Source organism: Streptomyces sp. NPDC088554, from assembly GCF_044752945.1.
In the GTDB taxonomy this organism is placed as follows: Bacteria; Actinomycetota; Actinomycetes; order Streptomycetales; family Streptomycetaceae; genus Streptomyces.
The window spans coordinates 101,648-120,052 of sequence record NZ_JBIVMF010000003.1 but is presented as its reverse complement, the minus strand read 5'-3'; the positions used below and the strand labels follow the sequence as shown (position 1 = coordinate 120,052).

Annotated in this window: 19 protein-coding genes and 1 pseudogene; 6 read left to right on the top strand and 14 right to left on the bottom strand. The window is 70.9% G+C overall.

Going from position 1 to position 18,405, the window contains the following annotated elements; genetic code table 11:
• Positions 1-35 precede the first annotated feature (35 nt).
• Positions 36-602, top strand: a complete 567-nt coding sequence (locus ACIP8W_RS04455; protein WP_402152976.1) for a GNAT family N-acetyltransferase — start codon at positions 36-38, stop codon at positions 600-602.
• 79 nt (positions 603-681) lie between these two features.
• On the opposite strand, the gene ACIP8W_RS04450 is transcribed toward ACIP8W_RS04455, so the two are convergent.
• Entirely contained in the window at positions 682-2,097 is a 1,416-nt protein-coding gene (locus ACIP8W_RS04450) for a phytoene desaturase family protein (RefSeq protein WP_401952879.1), read from the bottom strand.
• A 220-nt stretch (positions 2,098-2,317) separates the two neighbouring features.
• On the opposite strand from ACIP8W_RS04450, the gene ACIP8W_RS04445 reads away from it, so the two are divergent.
• Positions 2,318-3,019: a TNT domain-containing protein gene (locus ACIP8W_RS04445; protein WP_401952877.1), complete on the top strand. Its 702-nt coding sequence runs from the start codon at positions 2,318-2,320 to the stop codon at positions 3,017-3,019.
• Positions 3,020-3,029: 10 nt separating this feature from the next.
• Complete coding sequence (locus tag ACIP8W_RS04440; RefSeq protein WP_401952874.1) at positions 3,030-3,263, top strand: hypothetical protein; 234 nt, start codon at positions 3,030-3,032, stop codon at positions 3,261-3,263.
• Positions 3,264-3,289: 26 nt separating this feature from the next.
• On the opposite strand, the gene ACIP8W_RS04435 is transcribed toward ACIP8W_RS04440, so the two are convergent.
• The 10 genes from ACIP8W_RS04435 to ACIP8W_RS04390 form a co-directional block, all read right to left on the bottom strand.
• Complete coding sequence (locus ACIP8W_RS04435; RefSeq protein WP_401952871.1) at positions 3,290-4,150, bottom strand: inositol monophosphatase family protein; 861 nt, start codon at positions 4,148-4,150, stop codon at positions 3,290-3,292.
• Between the two features lie 85 nt (positions 4,151-4,235).
• The gene (locus tag ACIP8W_RS04430) at positions 4,236-4,916 is read right to left on the bottom strand and encodes a TetR/AcrR family transcriptional regulator (protein WP_401952868.1); all 681 of its coding nucleotides are present in this window, start codon (positions 4,914-4,916) and stop codon (positions 4,236-4,238) included.
• 162 nt (positions 4,917-5,078) lie between these two features.
• Entirely contained in the window at positions 5,079-6,158 is a 1,080-nt protein-coding gene (locus ACIP8W_RS04425; RefSeq protein ID WP_401952865.1) for a Zn-dependent alcohol dehydrogenase, read from the bottom strand.
• 65 nt (positions 6,159-6,223) lie between these two features.
• Entirely contained in the window at positions 6,224-7,705 is a 1,482-nt protein-coding gene (locus ACIP8W_RS04420; protein ID WP_402153938.1) for an aldehyde dehydrogenase, read from the bottom strand.
• Positions 7,702-7,827, bottom strand: coding sequence for a hypothetical protein (locus ACIP8W_RS04415; protein WP_401952860.1), 126 nt, complete (start codon positions 7,825-7,827; stop codon positions 7,702-7,704). Before ACIP8W_RS04415 ends, ACIP8W_RS04420 begins: the two co-directional genes overlap by 4 nt.
• A complete protein-coding gene (locus tag ACIP8W_RS04410) occupies positions 7,815-8,603 on the bottom strand; it encodes an NADPH-dependent F420 reductase (RefSeq protein ID WP_401952857.1) in 789 nt (262 codons plus the stop codon). Before ACIP8W_RS04410 ends, ACIP8W_RS04415 begins: the two co-directional genes overlap by 13 nt.
• 108 nt (positions 8,604-8,711) lie before the next feature.
• Positions 8,712-9,482: an SDR family NAD(P)-dependent oxidoreductase gene (locus ACIP8W_RS04405; protein ID WP_401952854.1), complete on the bottom strand. Its 771-nt coding sequence runs from the start codon at positions 9,480-9,482 to the stop codon at positions 8,712-8,714.
• Between the two features lie 52 nt (positions 9,483-9,534).
• Positions 9,535-10,764: a cytochrome P450 gene (locus ACIP8W_RS04400; protein ID WP_401958921.1), complete on the bottom strand. Its 1,230-nt coding sequence runs from the start codon at positions 10,762-10,764 to the stop codon at positions 9,535-9,537.
• 33 nt (positions 10,765-10,797) lie between these two features.
• The gene (locus tag ACIP8W_RS04395; RefSeq protein WP_402201910.1) at positions 10,798-12,006 is read right to left on the bottom strand and encodes an NAD(P)/FAD-dependent oxidoreductase; all 1,209 of its coding nucleotides are present in this window, start codon (positions 12,004-12,006) and stop codon (positions 10,798-10,800) included.
• Positions 12,003-12,200, bottom strand: a complete 198-nt coding sequence (locus tag ACIP8W_RS04390; protein WP_401958917.1) for a ferredoxin — start codon at positions 12,198-12,200, stop codon at positions 12,003-12,005. The genes ACIP8W_RS04395 and ACIP8W_RS04390 overlap by 4 nt, the downstream gene beginning before the upstream one ends.
• Positions 12,201-12,864: 664 nt before the next feature.
• On the opposite strand from ACIP8W_RS04390, the gene ACIP8W_RS04385 reads away from it, so the two are divergent.
• The 3 genes from ACIP8W_RS04385 (at position 12,865) to ACIP8W_RS04375 (ending at position 15,483) form a co-directional block, all read left to right on the top strand.
• A complete protein-coding gene (locus tag ACIP8W_RS04385; protein ID WP_402201908.1) occupies positions 12,865-13,626 on the top strand; it encodes an SDR family NAD(P)-dependent oxidoreductase in 762 nt (253 codons plus the stop codon).
• 81 nt (positions 13,627-13,707) lie between these two features.
• Positions 13,708-14,487: an NADPH-dependent F420 reductase gene (locus ACIP8W_RS04380; RefSeq protein WP_401956838.1), complete on the top strand. Its 780-nt coding sequence runs from the start codon at positions 13,708-13,710 to the stop codon at positions 14,485-14,487.
• Between the two features lie 93 nt (positions 14,488-14,580).
• Positions 14,581-15,483, top strand: a complete 903-nt coding sequence (locus ACIP8W_RS04375) for an SDR family NAD(P)-dependent oxidoreductase (RefSeq protein WP_402201906.1) — start codon at positions 14,581-14,583, stop codon at positions 15,481-15,483.
• 71 nt (positions 15,484-15,554) lie between these two features.
• On the opposite strand, the pseudogene ACIP8W_RS04370 reads toward ACIP8W_RS04375, so the two are convergent.
• From ACIP8W_RS04370 to hydA, 3 genes and pseudogenes are all read right to left on the bottom strand, one after another.
• Positions 15,555-15,758, bottom strand: a pseudogene (locus ACIP8W_RS04370) (nitrate reductase); the annotation flags it as partial.
• Between the two features lie 119 nt (positions 15,759-15,877).
• A complete protein-coding gene (locus tag ACIP8W_RS04365) occupies positions 15,878-16,879 on the bottom strand; it encodes a TIGR03842 family LLM class F420-dependent oxidoreductase (protein WP_401956842.1) in 1,002 nt (333 codons plus the stop codon).
• A gap of 19 nt (positions 16,880-16,898) precedes the next feature.
• Entirely contained in the window at positions 16,899-18,305 is a 1,407-nt protein-coding gene (gene hydA, locus ACIP8W_RS04360; RefSeq protein ID WP_401956845.1) for a dihydropyrimidinase, read from the bottom strand.
• Positions 18,306-18,405 lie beyond the last annotated feature (100 nt).

The window sequence follows — 18,405 nt, the reverse complement described above, 5'->3', positions numbered from 1 at the left end:
GGTCCCCGAAGATTCCCCGGAGAAGCGAGATACCTGTGTCCCCCCTGCCGCCCTCACCGTCCGCGCCGTCCCCGGGCGCGGTCATCCGTACCGTGGCCCCCGCCGATCTCCAGGCCGTGGCCGATATCTACGCCCACTATGTCGCCCACAGCGTGGCCACGTTCGAGGAGACACCGCCGTCCGTCGCGGACTGGCGCATACGGCTGGACGACTTCGCCGGCCGGGGGCTCCCGTTCCTGGTGGCCGAGGTGGCGGGTGAGATCGCCGGATACGCCTACGCGGGCCCCTGGCGCGCGAAGCCGGCCTACCGGCACTCCGTGGAGGACACGATCTACCTCTCCCCGGACCACACCGGCCGGGGCCTGGGCGCCGTACTGCTGCCCGAGCTGATCGCCCACAGCGCCCGGGCCGGTATGCGCCGGATGATCGCGGTCATCGCCGACACCGGGAGCGACGCGTCGGCCGCGCTGCACCGCCGGTTCGGCTTCGTGGACGCGGGGCGGCTGCTGGAGGTGGGGTACAAGCACGGCCGCTGGATCGACACCCTGCTCATGCAGTGCGATCTGAGCGCCGCTCCCGTCCCCCCGCCGGTCCGCCCCTGACCGTCCGCGCCCTGTCCGCACCCGTCCGCGCCCTGTCCGCACCCGTCCGCGCCCCGTCCGCCCGGGCCGGACCAGCGCGTCAGACCTCGCGCAGCCGCCGCCAGACCGCCTTGGCCGCGTTGTGGCCCGACATCCCGTGCACCCCGGGCCCCGGCGGGGTCGCGGAGGAGCAGAGGAAGACGGCGGGGTGCGGGGTGGAGTACGGGAAGAGCGACAGCTTCGGGCGCAGCATCAGCTGGAGCCCGGAGGCGGCGCCACAGGCGATGTCCCCGCCCACGTAGTTGGCGTTGCGGGCGGCCAGCTCCGGCGGGCCCGCGGTGGCGCGGGCCAGGATCCGGTCGCGGAAGCCGGGGGCGAAGCGCTCGATCTGGCGCTCGACGGCGTCGGTGAGGTCGCCGTCCCAGCCGTGCGGGACATGGCCGTACGCCCAGAAGACATGCTTGCCCTCGGGCGCCCTGGACGGGTCGACCAGGCTGGGCTGGGCGGTGATCAGGAACGGCTTCTCGGGCGCCTGGCCCCCTGCGGCCTGCCGCAGCGCGGTGCCGATCTCCCGGCTGGTGGGGCCGATCTGTACGGTGCCGGCCCGGCGGGGCTCCTCGGCGGTCCAGGGCACGGGGCCGTCCAGCGCGTAATCGATCTTGAAGGCGCTCGCGCCGTAGCGGTAGTTGTCGTACACCCTGCCGAGCCCCGCGATCCGGGCCAGCGCGGTCGGTGAGGTGTCGAAGACGTACGCGCGCGCCGGCGGCAGGTCGTCCAGCCGCTTCACCTCGTACCCGGTGTGGATCGTGCCGCCCAGCTCGCGGAGGTACGCGGCGAGCGCGTCGGAGACCGACTGGGAGCCGCCGCGGGCCATGGGCCAGCCGCCCGTGTGCGCGGCGAGGGCGAAGACCAGGCCGACGGCCCCGGTGGCGATCCCGCCGAGCGGGGCGATGACATGGGCGACAAGCCCGGCGAACAGGGCCTTCGCCTTCTCGTCGCGGAAACGCCGCATCAGCCAGGTCGACGGCGGCAGCCCGGCGAGCCCGAAGCGGGCCAGGGTGACGGGGTCGCGCGGCAGCGCGGTCGACGGCAGGGACATGAAGTCCCTGAGCAGGGTGTCCCATCTGCCGACGAAGGGCGCGACCAGGCGGCGGTACGCACCGGCGTCCCGCGGCCCGAAGGAGGCGGCCGTCTCGGCGACGGAGCGCGCGAGGACGGCGGCCGTGCCGTCGTCGAAGGGGTGCGCCATCGGCAGCTCGGGGTGGAGCCAGTCCAGTCCGTACCGCTCCAGCGGCATGGTGCGGAAGACGGGCGACGCCAGCCCCAGCGGGTGGACCGCCGCGCAGGGGTCGTGCCGGAAGCCGGGGAGGGTCAGCTCCTCCGTCCTGGCGCCGCCGCCCACGGTGTCCTTGGCCTCGAACACGGCGACGGAGAAACCCCGTCTGGCCAGCTCGACGGCGGCGGTCAGCCCGTTGGGCCCCGCCCCCACCACGACGGCATCGAGCATCGACGTCATCCTCGGACTCCTCTGTCAGCCGGCGGCCAGGAGTCCCAGGATATTCCGGGGCACCGACAGCCCGAACGCCGGTGTCGCGCGCGGCGATCGGCCGGTACGGACCGATCGGCCGCCCCGGTTTTCCACAGACCCCCACGGTCACTTCGCGCATGTGTTCTACTACTCTGCGTTGCCCGGCCCCACGTTCGATGGGGCCTCAGTACAGAAGGGGATTTTCCGAGTGAACCGATTGCGCTCCCTCCTCGCCGGATTCGGCGTCACCGTCGCCCTGGCGATGGCGCCCGCCGCGAACGCGGCTCCGCAGCAGCCGGAGGACCGGACGGCCGCGGTGGCATCCGCGACAGCGTCCGTGGCGACCCGGCACGACCCCTGCACCGGGGAGTTCCGCGATGACGCGCGGCTCGGGCCGAAGTGGCTGCCGAAGCGGTGGCAGGAGCCGGTGGGCCCGCTGCTGAAGAACTACCACCGGACGGGCTCCCTGTCCCCCGCCGCCTTCCTGCGGAAGTACTGGGAGGGACCGGCGGACACGGGCAGTTGGAAGTATCCGCCCAACGACGGCTTCGCCGAGGTCAACGGCGAGCTCGACAAGAAGGCCACCGAGCTGCGCAGCGGCCAGCGGCTGGACCGGTTCGGCTCGGAGTACGGGTCCTACCTGGCGCCCGCCGGTGACGCGTACGGCAAGCGTGCGCTGCCCCCGCAGAACCTCAACACCCGTGACGCCTCGGTGCCGTGCGACTACCGCGTCTACAAGGTGACGAAGCCGTTCTCGGTGTGGCAGGGCAGCATAGCCCCCTGGTTCGAGCAGCCGGGCCGGGGACAGCAGATCAAGCTGGACCCGGTCTTCCTCGACCCCGGCCAGGACCAGCGGCTCAATGTGAAGTGGCTGCTGGACCACGGCTATCTGACGCCGGCCGGCGTGTAGCCTCGCCGTCATGGATCGCCGGACACTGCGGACCGCGCTGCGCGCGGCAGGGGTACCCGATGGCTGCTACCGCGTCGAGGGCGTCCATGAACCGGTCCCCACGCCCCCCGACTTCCTGTTCCTGCGACAGGGCCCGGACGGGGTGTGGGAGACCGGGGTGTACGAGCGCGGGGTGTACGAGACCGTCACCCGCCACCCGGACGAGCAGGCCGCCTGCGCGCATCTGCTGCGACTGCTGACCTGACCCCGCCGCCGGGCCCGGTGGGCCGGTCAGCCCCCGGCCAGCAGCAGTTCCCGCACCCGTCGGGCCGTGGCCGCGTCCCTCGCCACGGTGAAAGGAAGCACGTTGCCGCCCGCGATGTCGTACGGCTCGCCCGTGAGCGTCATCTGGGCGCCGCCCGCCTCCGTGACCAGCAGCAGACCCGCCGCGTGGTCCCAGGCCAGCTCCCAGTTGAACGCCAGCGCGTCGAGCGTGCCGCGCGCCACGCTCAGATACTCCAGCCCCGCCGCGCCACAGGGCCGCGCGTCGATGCCCTCGGCGCGCAGACCGAGCAGGGCCCGCTTCTGTACGGGCGTGGTGTAGTCCGGGTGCGAGTGCGCGACCTTCAGTACGGCTCCGGGCCCGACGGCCCCGCAGCGCAGCGGGGCGCCGTCCAGCGTGGCGCCCCGGCCGCGTACGGCGACGGCCATCGTGTCGACCGCCGCCGCGTAGGTCCAGGACGCCAGCAGCTCGCCGCCCTGCGCGAGGGTGACGAGCGTGCAGAAGCCCGGCTCGCCCAGGACGAACTGGCGGGTGCCGTCGACCGGGTCCACGATCCAGACGGGCGCGTCGCCGCGCAGCGCCTCGTACGCCGAGGGGTCCGCGTGGACGGCCTCCTCGCCGACCACCACGGAGCCCGGGAGCAGCGCGGTGAGGGCGGCCGTGAGGTGCTCCTCGGCGCGCCGGTCCGCGACCGTCACCAGATCGTGCGGGCCGCTCTTCTCGATGATCTCGTGGGCGGCCAGTTGCCGGTATCGCGGCATGATCTCGGCGGCGGCCGCTTTGCGCACCGCCTCCTCGACGGCGGACACGCGGGGGCCGATGGCCCCCCCTGGCAGAGGAACCGTTCCGTTCACAGAGTCATCGATCATGCGTCCAGCCAATCACGCCTCGGCGTCGCGCGGCAGGGAGAGCCGTACCGTACCGCTCGGTCCACCGCCGCGTGAGCGCGTACCTTCACGGCCGGGGCCTGCGCGCCTCGCCCGCTCCGAGGCCGGGGCCGCCGAGCGCGGGGGGCATCTGCACGCCCTCGGGGCACTCCATCATCGGGGAGGCGGGCGGCAGGGGACTCGCGCCGGTGGGGGACAGGGCATCCATGACGAGTACGACATAGCGCCGCCAGCCCTCACTGGCGGGATCCACGTTCCACAGGACGCTGACGAGCATCCCCAGCACCCGCTGCATGTCCTCGGGGACGAGGTCGGCGCGGATGACACCGGCCTCCTGACCTCGGCGGACGAGCAGCATCAGGGAGTCGAGGAACGGGGCGGTGACCTCGGCGGTGAGGGCGCCGGAGTTGTCGGCGGCGGCCAGTGTGTTGCGTTCGCGGGCCACCATGGACAGGGTCGCCTCCAGCAGGGTGACCAGGCCCCTGCCGGGGTCGTCGTCGGCCAGCGCCCGCTCGATGGCGGGGGTGAGCTGCTCGGTGACGCCCTGTTCGAGCGCGGCCCGGACGAGCGTCTCCTTGTTGGCGAAACGGCGGTAGAGCGTGGCGATTCCCACATCGGCCCGGCGCGCGATGTCTTCGAGCATGGCGTCGGGGCCGTTCTCTGCGTACACCTCCCGCGCGGCCCGCAGGATCCGCTCGGAGTTTCGCACGGCGTCGGCGCGCAACCGCCGTGAAGTATCGGTGGACATACCATGAACAATACCATTCGAGATTCGACTATCACATATCTGCGGGGTCACCCGGGGACTCCCGATGGCCTCGGGCGGTTGGGCGACGGGCGACCTGTGGACCCGTGTGACAGTCACATCCCCATGGTGATAAGCGCTTCGGTCCGCGCCGAAGACCGCCGCCTATCCCGGAACGATCACTGAACGGACGCCTTCGGCCCGGTCCAGCAGGGCGATGCCGTCGTTGACCCGGTCGAGTGTGATGCGGCGGGAGACCATCGAGCCGAGGTCCAGCTGCCCGGTCTCGGCCAGGCGGATGTAACGGGGGTAGTCCCGCAGGATCTGGGAGCCTCCCATGACGGAGCCCTGGAGGCGCCTGCCGGAGAAGACGGCCATCATCGCCGAGAGCGACAGGACGGCATCCGCGGCCGGAGGCATCCCGACGAGCGTCACGGTGCCCTCCACCCGCGCCATGTCGAATGCCTGATTCATGAGCGAGGGCAGTCCGACCGCCTCGAAGGAGTGGTCGACGCCCCACCCGCCGGTCAGGGCGCGCACCCGCTCGACCGGGTCGCCCTCAGCCGGGTCGAGGGCGTGGGTGGCGCCCACGCGCAGGCTCGACTCCCGGCGCCCGGGTGCCAGGTCGATGGCGATGACGGTGGACGCGCCGGCTATGCGCGCGCCCTGGATCACCGACTGGCCGACGCCGCCGCAACCGATGACCGCCACGCTCGAACCGGGCGCGACCCGGGCGGTGTTCAGGACGGCGCCGAGTCCCGTCGTCACTCCACAGCCCAGCAGGGCGAGCTGCTCGTCGGGCAGATCGGTGTGTACGGCGACGACAGACGCCTCGTCGACGACCATGGCGTCGGCGAACGAGCCGCAGCCGCACAGCGCGGGCGCCTTCCGCCCGTCGGGGAGTTCGAAGCGGGGCGTGTACACCAGCGCCCCGCGCTCGCAGTGCTGGGACATCCCGTTCGTACACGGCCAGCACGCGCCGCAGGCGGGCGCGACCGAGGCCAGGACCCGGTCCCCCGCCTTCACCCGGCGCACCTCGGGGCCGACGGCCTCGACGATGCCGCAGGCTTCGTGGCCGGGCACGACGGGTGTGGTCCGCCCGGCGTTCCTGATCATGGTGACGTCGGTGTGGCAGATGCCGCTGGCCGCGACGGTCATCAGGACGTCGCGCGGCCCGATGGCGGGGGTGGGTACGTCCTCGACCACGAGTGGCGTACCGGTCTCGTAGGAAACGGCGACCTTCATGGAACTGCTCCTTCGGATGCGGATGTCTTCGGTTCCGGGGCTCGGATGCCTTCGGTTTCCGGGCCTCACACGGAACGAGGGGAATTTCCTCGGGCGAGCGTGGGAGGGATGCCGATAGTGCGGCTCTCCAGACAGCCCGCCAGCCCCTCGGGGCCGAGTTCACGGCCGAGGCCCGACTCCTTGAAACCGCCGAAGGGAACCATCGGCATGGGGGCGTGGTGCTGATTGATCGTCAGCACCCCGGTGCGCACGCGCCGCGCGACGGCGAGCCCCCGGGCCGGGTCGCCGGTCCAGACGCTGCCCGACAGCCCGTAGCGGGAGTCGTTGGCGATACGGACCGCTTCCTCCTCGCTGTCGTACGGTATGGCGCACACGACCGGTCCGAAGATCTCCTCCTGGGCGACGCGCATCGTGTTGTCCACATTGCCGAGGACGGTGGGCTCGACGTACCAGCCCCTGGGGAGGTGGCGCGGTCGGCGGCCACCGCTGACCACCTGGGCGCCCTCCTTGCCGGCCAGTTCGATATAGCCCTCCACCCGGGCGCGCTGCCGCTCGGCGACGAGGGGCCCGACCGCGGTGGCCGGATCGTGCGGGTCTCCGACGGGCAGGCCCGACGCCACGGCCTCGGCGAGGGCGAGCACCTCGGCGTACTTCCAACGGGGCACCAGGATCCGGGTCTGGGCGGCGCAGACCTGCCCGGAGTTGTACATCGCCCCGCCCACCAGCGTGGGGACGGCCTCGGTCAGGTCCGCGTCGTCCAGGACGACCGCCGCCGACTTGCCGCCGAGTTCGAGGGAGACGCGTTTGACCTGCTCACCGCAGAGGCTCATGATCCGCTTGCCGGCCTCCGTCGAGCCGGTGAAAGCGACCTTGTCGGTTCCCGGGTGGGTCACCAGATACTCGCCCACCTCCCGGCCGCCCGGCACCACGTTGATCACACCGGCCGGGACACCGGCGTCGTGCAGCGCCTCGGCCAGGATGAAGTTGCTCAGCGGCGCCTCGGGCGGCGGCTTGAGCACCACGGCGCAGCCGGCCGCCAGCGCCGGTCCCACCTTCCACGCCGCCAGGTTGACGGGGGCGTTCCAGGGGACGATCGCGGCGACCACCCCGACCGGCTCGGAGATCACCAGAGCCGCGGACTCCCCCGCCACGACCCATCGTTCGAACGCGAAGGTCCGGATCAACTGCGCGTAGTACTCGAACACCGGAGCCACCATGAAGTGGTGCATGGCGGCATGGCCGACGGCGATGCCCATCTCGTCGACGGCGACCTCCACGAGGTCGGGGAGACGCTCGCGCAGCTTCTCGGCCGCCCGCTCCAGCACATCGGCCCGCTCGCCCGGTGTCATACGGGGCCAGGGGCCCTCGTCGAACGCGGCCCGGGCCGCCGCGACGGCCCGGGCCACGTCCTCGGCCGTCGCCACCGGCACCTCCCCGACGATCTCCTCGGTCGACGGGGACACGACACCGAGCCGCTCGGCACCCGCCGGCTTGACCCACTCGCCCCCGATGTAGAACTCGTTCCGGTACATCAGTCGATCGCTCATAATGCGCCCCAAGTGGTCAGATACGCACGGGTGTACGGTTCTGGCCGGGCGGCGGGGGCGGAGAAGACGTACGCCGCCTCCGCCCCGGCCTTGTCCTCGTGGCCGATGGTCAGGCCGACCATTCCTGGTTGTCGTCCTTGCGGAGCGCCGACGCCTCCGCGGAGACATGCCCGCCCGCCGGGCCCCGGACGGCGCTGCCGACGAGCTCCTCGACCCGGCCCGCGGGCACCACGGCCCCCGGCGTCTCGAAGTGCCAGCGGTACGCCTCTTCCTGGGTGATGCCCGCGGGCGGCTGCGCCGGGAAGTAGGGCTGGACATAGACCGGGGTCTCCGGTTCGCTGCGCCAGCTGTCGGCGAGGGTGCCGATGTCCACCGCGTCGTACCCCATCAGGTCGAGCAGCCGGGCCACCTCCGCCTTGGCCGCCGGGTCGTCGCCCGCGATGGCCATACCGCTGCGGTCGTCGGCGCCGGAGGGCCGGGCGAGGGTGAACAGACGCCGGAAGTCGATGGTGTTGCACGCCTTGACCACACGGGAGCCGGCCAGGTGCCGCTGCACCAGCTCGCTGGAGGTCAGTTCCTGCGCGTCCAGCACGGCGACACGGCCGTCACGCTGCGGGTAGTAGTTCATCGTGTCGATCACGATCTTGCCCGCCAGGGCGGCGGCCGGAAGCTGGTCGTGGGCGCTCAGGGGAATGGTCGCCACGACCACGTCGCCCGCCTCGGCCGCCTCGACGACCGTGGCCGCCCGCGCGCGCTCCCCGAGTTCGGCGACCAGCTCGGTGAGGCTCTCGGGACCGTCCGCGTTGCTCAGTACGACATCCAGGCCGCCCGCGACGGCCAGCCTGGCCAGTGCACTGCCGATCATGCCGGTGCCGATGAATCCGAGGGTCTTCGTCATGGTGTCACTTCTCCATTTCATAGCTGAACTTCGGTGTGGATTCAGGGATGAACTCCGTAGGGTGGAAACGGTGTTGCCGAGCCACGGACTCGGGCACCGGCACCGGTTTCACTCGCGCAGGCTCGAACCGCCGCAGATCGACCAGGTCTGGCCGTTGATCCATTCCGCGTCGTCGGAGAGCAGGAAGGCGACGGTGCCGGCCAGGTCATCGGGCTTGCCCAGACGGGGACTGCGTACTATCCCCAGCACCTCGGCCTGCGTCTGCTCGTCGAGCGTCCGACCCAGGGCCTCCGTGACGACCGGGCCGGGGGCGACGGCGTTGCAGCGAACGCCCTCCTTGCCCCAGCGGGAGGAGATGTGCCGGGTCAGCGCGTTGACCCCGGCCTTGGACGCGGCATACGCGGGCCGTGCCGGCTCGCCGCCCCACGCGGCGGCGGAGGACGTGTTGACGATGGCACCGCCCCCCTGCCCCAGCAGATACGGAAGGACCGCCCGGCAGGCGACCGCGTAACCGAGCAGGTTCACCTCATGCGTACGGCGCCACACCTCCGGATCCATCTCCAGCAGATCGAAGTCCCGGCCGATGGTCCCCGGCGAAAGATCCGCGCCCACGTTGTAGAGCCCGTCGACCCCACCGAACTCGGTGACCGCCCGGTCGACCAGCGCCCGGATCGAGTCCCCGTCCGCAAGGTCGAACTCCACGGCGAAGGCAGTACCACCGGCCTCACCGATCCGCTCGGCCGTGGCCCGCGCACCCGCCAGATTGATGTCACCGACAACGACCGACGCACCCTCCTCGGCAAGCCGCTCGGCCGTAGCCGCACCGATCCCCGTCGCACCCCCGGCGATGACGATCCGCTTGTCCCGCAGTCCCCTCATATTCCTTCTCCTTTTCTCGATGCTGTTTCGTTGCCGCTGTTGTGAGCTGGTGTCACCAGGCGATGGGCAGTTCGCGTACGCCGTAGGTGCTCAGGTCGGTCCGGAACATCACCTGCTCCATCGGCACCGCCAGCCGCAGCCCCGGCAGCCTGCGCAGCAGTGTGGGCAGTGCGATCTGGAGCTCCACGCGCGCCAGCGCCTGCCCGAGGCACTGGTGGATGCCGTAGCCGAAGGCGAGGTGGCCGCGTGTGTTGCGGTCGATGTCGAATTCGTCGGGCCGGTCGAAGAAGGCCCCGTCGCGATTGCCCGTGGGCATGTTCATGAGCAGGGCCTCACCGGCCCGGACGAGCTGCCCGCCGACGGTGATGTCCTCGCTCGCCACCCGCAGGACCACGTCCTGGGGGACGGTCAGATAGCGCAGCAGTTCCTCGACCGTGTTGGCGATCAGGGCCGGGTCGTCGGTGTCGCGGATCCGGGCGAGTTTGTCGGGGTTCCGCAGCAGGGTCAGTGTGCTCAGACCGATCATGTTGGCCGTGGTCTCGTGACCGGCGAACAGGATGGTGAGCGCGTTCATCACCACTGTTTCCCGGTCGATCTCGCCGGTGGCGACCCGCTCGTGGACCAGACGGCTGATGATGTCGTCCGTCGGATCCTTCTCCTTGCGCGCCACCAGCTCCATCAGGTACTGGAAGAGCGCCATGATGGCCGCCCCCTTCTCCTCGGGCGCGGCGCCGTGGGAGATGAGGGTTTCGCTGTGGTGCTGGAAGAACTCGTGGTCGGAGTAGGGGACACCGAGCAGCAGGGAGATCATGACGGACGGCACGGGGTACGCGTAGTCGCGCACCAGATCGGCCGGCTGCCCCCGGCTGATCATCTCCTCGAGGATGCCGTCGACCACCTCCTGGATCTTGGGGCGCAGTTGCTCCATCCGCTTGACGGTGAAGTCTCCGGTGAGCATGCGGCGCAGCCGGGCGTGCTCCGGGTCGTCCATCCGGGGAAAGGCCCGAGGCATCTCCCCACTGCCCACCTGGGCCTGCGGGAAGCCGGGACGGGTGCTGTCCGCGCTGATCCGCGGGTCGTTGAGGGCTTCGCGGATGTCGGCGAAGCGGCTCACCATCCACACCGGTTCGCCGTGCAGCATCGCCCGCTGGAGCCCTTCCCGCTCCCGCCAGCCGGTGTGCTCGGCGGGCGGGTCGAAGGGGCAGCGCGCGTCGCGTACGCCCGGGAAGGTGGGCAGAGCGGCGGCGTCGTCGGTGTGCGTCGTCGGGTGGGTCGTACTCATGATGTGCTCCAATGAGGTGGAGGTGTGGAGGAGTTACGCGGCGACCTCGGTGCCGAGGGCGTCCGCCCAGGGGCTGCCCGCCGCGATGAGCGCCCGCCATGAGCGCAGTGTCTTCGGTGGTACGCCGACGGCCAGCACTCCGGCCAGCCGGTCTCCCGTGCGGTAGGCGACGAGGAGACGTCCCCGGGAGGCGTCGTCGTCCACGACCACCGCTTCGTCGTGGCCGCGCAGATACCCGTACGCCTGGATCTTCATCTCGTACTGGTCGGACCAGAAGTACGGCACCGGCGCGAACGGCCTGCGCGGGACCGGCTCCCGGGCGAGCAGGTTCCGGGCCACGGCCATGGCCTGCTCGGCTGCGTTGGTACGGTGCTCGACGCGCATCGCCGTACCGAACAGCGGGTTGTCCCAGCGGGCCACGTCCCCGACCCCGTACACACCGGGTGCGGCGGCGCTGAACTCGTCGCACACCAGCCCGTTGTCCACGGTGAGCCCACTGCCCTCCAGCCACTCGGTGTTGGGCACCGAGCCGATGGCGACCAGCACGTCGTCCGCCGGAATCACACTCCCGTCGGCCAGGGCGACACCGGTGACCTCGCCGTCGGTGGCGAGCACCTCGGACACCGAGACTCCGGTACGTATCCGGACCCCGTGGTCCTGGTGGGACCGGGCCAGCCACCGTCCGGTCCGCTCGCCGACGGCCAGCGCCAGCGGGACCGGGCCCGATTCCAGCACCGTGACCTCGACCCCGAGCCCACGCGCCACGGCGGCCACCTCCGCGCCGATGAACCCGGCGCCGACGATCACCAGCCGCCGCCCCGGAAGGAGGCGCGCCTTCAGGGTCAGGGCGTCCTCCAGGGTGCGCAGTGTGTGCACTCCGGTCACACCCTCGCAGCCCGGCAGGCGGCGGGGGCGCACCCCGGTCGCGACGACCAGGCCCTCGTACGGCAGGCGGGAGCCGTCGGCCAGGGTCACCGTCCGCGCCGCCACATCCAGCCCGGTCGCCCGTACGCCGAGGCGCAGGTCCAGGTCCAGCGCGTCGATGTCCGCCTTGGCCCGCAGTGGCAGCCTGTCGGGCTGCCACTCCCCGGTCAGAATCTGCTTCGACAGCGGCGGACGGTCGTACGGCAGGTACGGCTCCTCGCCGAGGACCGTGATCCCGCCGCCGTATCCGGACCGGCGCAGCGCCTCCGCGGTGGCGAGCCCGCCGGCCGACGCCCCGACGATGACGATCCGGTTCACGACTCGACCAGGCGGATCGCGGCGGCCGGGCAGATCATCGCCGATTCGCGGACCACTTCGTGCTGGTCCGGTCCGGGCGTATCGGTCAGCAGGACGACCACACCGTCTTCGTCACGCTGGTCGAAGACCTCGGGCGCGACCAGCACACACTGCCCGGCGGCAACACACTTGGCTTCCTCGATCTCCACTTTCATGGGGAACCTCCTCTATTTTCCGGCCGCACCCGCTCGCTTCGCCCCCCGAGACCGCACCGGACGGGTGCGGATCCGCCGATCCGGCTTCACGCCTTCGTCGGCGGCGGGACACACCATAGGATCTGAAGCGATATTCGACTATCGCTTAGCCACTACTCAACCCCATGTCGTATCGATAGTCAACTATCAACTGCCGATGTCGGGTGACCCGAACGGTCCCGGCACCCCGGGATGCCGGGATGAGCACGGCCACCGGGGCTACGACCAGGGCGGCCCCGCCGCAGCGCCGACGGCCGCGAGCGCGGCGATCACGCCTGCCGTCCGGGGCGAGGGCGGAGAGGGTCCCGCAGCGGAATTCCTCCCCCGAGGCGCTTCGGCGGACCGGGGCGCACGCGCACGCACATCACGCAGACCGCACAGCCGAAGACGCCACGTGAACGACGCGGGGCGCGACACGAACGGGACAGCGGCGACATTCGCGAACGCCCCACGTCCGCGAACGGGGAGGAATCCGGAGGTTCTACTGCCCGACACCAACAGTCGATAGTTGACTATCGATACGAAATGAGGTTGGCTGGTGGAGCAATCGATAGCCGAATATCGATTCTATCCGGCTCCTGGTGGACAGCTTCGGTGGCCAGGCAGTGTGTGAGGAGAAGCGGACATGAGGGGACTGCGGGACAAGCGGATCGTCATCGCCGGGGGTGCGACGGGGATCGGTGCGGCTACGGCCGAGCGGCTTGCCGAGGAGGGTGCGTCGGTCGTTGTCGGTGACATCAATCTGGCGGGTGCGCGGGCCACGGCCGAGCGGATCGGTGAGGCCGGTGGTACTGCCTTCGCCGTGGAGTTCGACCTTGCGGACGGGGACTCGATCCGGGCGCTGGTCGACCGGGCGGTCACCGAGTTCGGTGGGGTCGACGGGCTCTACAACGTGGGCGCGGATCTTTCGCCGGGGACCATCGGCCGGGACTTCGATCTGCTGGAGATGGATCCGGAGGTGTGGCGCCGTACGCATGAGGTGAACCTGCTCGGTTACGCGGTCGCCTGCCGGGCGGTCCTTCCGCATCTGCTGGGACAGGGAGGCGGTGCCATTGTCAACACGTCCTCCGCCGCCGCGTGGATAGGCGAGCCGGAGCGGCCCGCGTATGCCGCGTCCAAGGCCGGGATCAACGCGCTGACCCGCCACGTCTCCTCCCGCTGGGGCAAGGAGGGCGTCCGCTGCAACGCCGTCGCCCCCGGCCTGGTCCTGGGCGACAAGCAGCAGGACGGCCAGGCGCCGGCCGCGTATCTGCTGGCCACACGGAGCCACCGGCCGGGCGAGCCCGCCGATCTGGCCGGCACCGTCGCCTTCCTGCTCTCCGACGACGCGGAATGGGTCAACGGCCAAATCTGGTCGATATGCGGCGGCATGAGCCTGCGCGAGTGAGACCGGAGCGGCTCCGGTGCCGCTCCCTCCACGACCGAGCCCATCCCAACCCCCCGCCTATCGATGACTTGGAGACCTGACATGACGAAGACCCTCGGATTCATCGGCACCGGCATGATCGGCAGCGGCCTGGCCCGGCTGGCCGTCGCCGCCGGCCTGGATGTCGTACTGAGCAACTCTCGCGGCCCCGAGACCCTCAGCGACCTCGTCGCCGAACTCGGCCCCCGTGCCCGCGCGGCCACCCCGGCCGAAGTGGCCGAGGCCGCCGACCTGATCGTGGCGACCATCCCGTTCAGCTCCCACGACAGGCTGCCCGCCGCCGCCCTGGCCGGCAAGACGGTGATCGACACGATGAACTACTACCCGGACCGCGACGGCCACCTCGCCGAGCTGGACTCGGGCGGGGCGACCTCCAGCGAGCTGGTCCAGCGCCATCTGGCCGACTCCCACGTGGTCAAGGCGTTCAACAGCATCGGCTTCTTCAGCCTGTCCACCGCCGCCCGCCCCGCCGGCACCGGTGACCGCAGCGCGCTGCCCATCGCCGGTGACCACACGGCCGCCAAGGCCGAGGCGGCCCGGCTGCTGGACGTCCTCGGCTACGACGCCGTGGACATCGGCCCCCTTGCCGAGAGCTGGCGCAGCGAACCCGGCACCCAGGTGTACGTCCTGCCGTACCTGCCGAAGCCCCCGCAGGGCCTGAGCGAGCAGGAGGCGCTGGGCTGGATGTTCCAGAACCCGGGTGCGCCGGTCCCGAGCAGCCGGGTGAGGGAACTGACCGACACGGCCGTCCGGGTTCCGGCGGGCGAGCAGTCCACGCAGACGATGTCGGCCGCGATCCAGAGCATGATCGGCCCGAACTGACCGCGCGGACGCCTCGGGCGGCCACGACGAAAACACGTCGGAGCGCGTAAAAACACGTAAGAGCACCACAGTTCACAGACCAGCACGAGGAGCATGATGAACACTGCGGCACAGGACTTCCGGGGCAAGACGGTGGTGATCACCGGTGCCAGTGCCGGAATCGGCGCCGCGGCGGCCCGCGCATTCGCCGAGCGGGGCGCGAGCGTGGCGGTGGTGGGCCGCTCCCCGGAGAAGACCGCGGCCGTCGCGGCCCAGGTCGGCGGCAAGGCTCATCTGGCGGACTTCGGATCGCTGGACTCCGTACGCGCGCTCGCCGCCGACCTGTTGACCACGTACGACCGGATCGATGTCCTGGCCAACAACGCGGGCGCCATCTTCGAGAGCCACCGGATCAGCGGCGACGGCCACGCGATGAGCATCCAGGTCAACCATCTGGCGCCGTTCCTCCTCACCAACCTCCTCCTGGACCGGCTGACCCAGTCCCCCGACGCACGGGTGATCAACACGGGCAGCTTGCAGTACCGCAAGGCGCGTCTCGATCTCGACAACCTGAACGGCACCGGGGTCCGTTACCGCAAGCTGGAGGCGTACGGGGCGTCCAAGATCGGTACGATCCTCTTCACCCGTGAGCTGGCCCACCGCACCCGGGGGACGGGCCTCACCACCTCGGCCTTCCACCCCGGAGCGGTCGCCACCGAGGTCACCCGCGAGAACACACTGCAACGCGCGATCATGAAGTCCCCGCTGGGCAAGATCCTGCTGCTCTCCCCCGAACAGGGCGCCGCTCCCCTGCTGCACCTGGCAGGCGTGGCCGACCCCCAGTCCGTGAACGGCGCCTACTTCCACCTGCTGAACCGTGAGGAGCCCAAGAACGAGCAGGCCCGCGACGCGCGTCTGGCCCAGCTGCTGTGGGAGCGGTCGGCGGAGCTGACCGGCCTGCCGGTGCTCCCCCACGCGTCGGCGGGCGGAATCCGGGACGTCGACGGCCCGGCCTGACCGTACCGTGCACGCCGTGGTGTGCACACGGGTTGCGTCGGCGTGTGTTCACGGATTCCGTCGCCGTGTGTTCACGGATTCCGTCGGCCCGGCAGCATGAGCGCGACGTACAGCGCCGGCGAGGCCGCCAGTCCCACCGCCCAGCCGTAGTCGGCGAGCGGTTTCAGGAAGGGGACCAGTCCGTCCTCGGGGAAGGTCCCCCTGCCCGGGGCGGAGTGGGACCCGCCCACGGCCAGGACGCCCCCGACGGTGAAGGCGAGCACCGCGCGGGGGTTCGAGGACAGCTGTCGGGGACGTTCGAACGAGGCCGTGCGGGCGGTCGAGTGGCTGCGCGCAAAGGGGAGTTACCGAGGCGGCACGGAGGGAGTCGTGGGTACGGGACGGTCGCGGCGGGTCAGCCCCGGAGCGCGGGGATGATCTCGGCACCGTACGCGTCGATCGTCGCCTCCCGCGCGTCATGCATGTTGTAGACGGCGAACTGGTCGACGCCCAGGTCCCGCAGGACCCCGAGCTTCTCGATATGCGCCTCGGCGGGACCCAGCAGACAGAACCGGTCGACGATCTCGTCCGGTACGAAGTCCGCGTCCGGGTTCCCGGTGCGGCCGTGGTGGCTGTAGTCGTACCCCTGGCGGCGCTTGATGTACTCCGTCAGCGCCTCGGGCACCAGTCCGGAGTGTTCCCCGTAGCGCGAGACCAGGTCGGCGACATGGTTGCCGACCATCCCGCCGAACCAGCGGCACTGCTCCCGCGCGTGCGCGACATCGTCACCGACATAGGCGGGCGCCGCGACGCAGATCGTGATCGAGTCCGGGTCCCGCCCGGCGTCGGAGGCGGCCGTACGGACCGCCTTGACCATCCACTCGGTGAGGAACGGGTCGGCGAGCTGGAGGATGAAGCCGTCGGCCTTCTGCCCCGCGAGGGCGAGCGCCTTCGGCCCGTACGCCGCCATCCACACCGGCAGGCTGCCGTCCTTCACCCAGGGGATCCGCAGCGGCCGGCCGTCGATGACGGCCTCGCGCCCCTCCCCCAGATCGCGGATGACCTCGATCGCCCGGCCGAGCTGGGCCAGTGTGTTGGGCTTGCGGCCGGCCACCCGCATCGCGGAGTCGCCCCGGCCGATGCCGCAGACGGTGCGGTTGCCGTACATGTCGTTGAGTGTGGCGAAGGTGGAGGCGGTCACCTCCCAGGTCCTGGTGGACGGGTTGGTGACCATGGGCCCCACCGTCAGCTTGGTGGTGTGCTCCAGGATGCGGCTGTAGATGACGAACGGCTCCTGCCAGAGGACTGCCGAGTCGAAGGTCCAGCCGTAGGTGAAGCCGTTGCGTTCCGCGCGCTGCATGAGACCGATGACCGCCGAGGCGGGCGGGTCGGTCTGGAGGACGAGTCCGAAGTCCATGACGTGGCGCTCCTGGTTCTCAAGAAAGGTACTGGCAGGTGGCACGGGGGGTGTATTGGCCGTGTCCGGCCATGCCGGTGAACTCCCGTCGGTCGATGACGAGTTCACCGCGGGAGAGCACCGTCTCCACCTGTCCGGTGATCCGCTTGCCCTCGTACGCGGAGTAGTCCACGTTCATGTGGTGTGTCTCGGCGGAGACGGTCTGCTCGGCCAGCGGGTCGTAGATGACCACATCGGCGTCGGCGCCCGGCGCGATGGTGCCCTTGCGTGGGTAGAGACCGAACATCCTGGCCGGGGAGGCACAGGCGATCTCGATCCAGCGACGGCGACTCAACTTGCCTTCCACCACGGCCTGATGGAGCAGATCCATCCGGTTCTCCACCCCCGGCAGTCCGTTGGGGATCTTGGAGAAGTCGCCCCGGCCCAGCTCCTTCTGGCCGGAGAAGCAGAAGGGGCAGTGGTCGGTGGAGACCACCTGGAGGTCGTTGGTCCGCAGCCCGCGCCAGAGGGCCGCCTGGTGCTCCACGGGCCGCAGCGGTGTGGAGCAGACGTACTTGGCGCCCTCGAAATCCGGCTCGGCGAGGTTGTCGGTGGAGAGGAAGAGGTACTGCGGGCAGGTCTCGCCGAAGACCGGCAGCCCCTTGTCGCGGGCGGTCGCCAGCTCGGCGAGGGCCTCCTCGGCCGAGACGTGCACCACATAGAGCGGCGCGTCCGCGACCCGGGCGAGCTGGATGGCACGGTGGGTGGCCTCGGCCTCCAGCAGGGCCTTCCGCACCTCCCCGTGGTAGCGCGGGTCGGTCCGGCCGGCGGCCAGGGCCTGTTCGACGAGGACATCGATCGCGATGCCGTTCTCGGCGTGCATCATGATCAGCCCGCCGTTGTGCGAGGCGCGCTGCATGGCCCGCAGGATCTGGCCGTCGTCGCTGTAGAAGACGCCGGGGTACGCCATGAAGAGCTTGAAGGAGGTGACCCCCTCCTGGACGAGGAGGTCCATCTCCTTCAGGGTGCTCTCGGTGACGTCGGACATGATCATGTGGAACGCGTAGTCGATCGCGCAGTTGCCGTCCGCCTTGGCGAACCAGGCGTCGAGCCCCTCGCGCAGTGCCCGCCCCCGGGACTGGACGGCGAAGTCCACGATGGTGGTGGTGCCGCCCCAGGCCGCCGCCCGGGTGCCCGTCCCGAAGGTGTCCGAGGCGAACGTGCCGCCGAACGGCAGCTCCATATGGGTGTGCGCGTCGACCCCGCCCGGGATGACGTACTTCCCGGTGGCGTCGATCGTACGGCCGGCGGTCCAGCCCTCGGCCGCCCCGGAACCGGGCGCGGCGAGCGCGGCGATCCGGCCGTCCTCGATCAGCACATCGGCGTGGATCTCGTCGGACGCGGTGATGACCAGACCACCGCGGATCAGGGTGCGGGTACTGCTCATACGGGTGGCGCTCCCTCGCTGTTCGGGGTACGACTACGCGTTACGCAGGGGCGGTTCGATGCGGCTGGGCGTTGCACAGGGCCCGTTCGGTACGACTGGG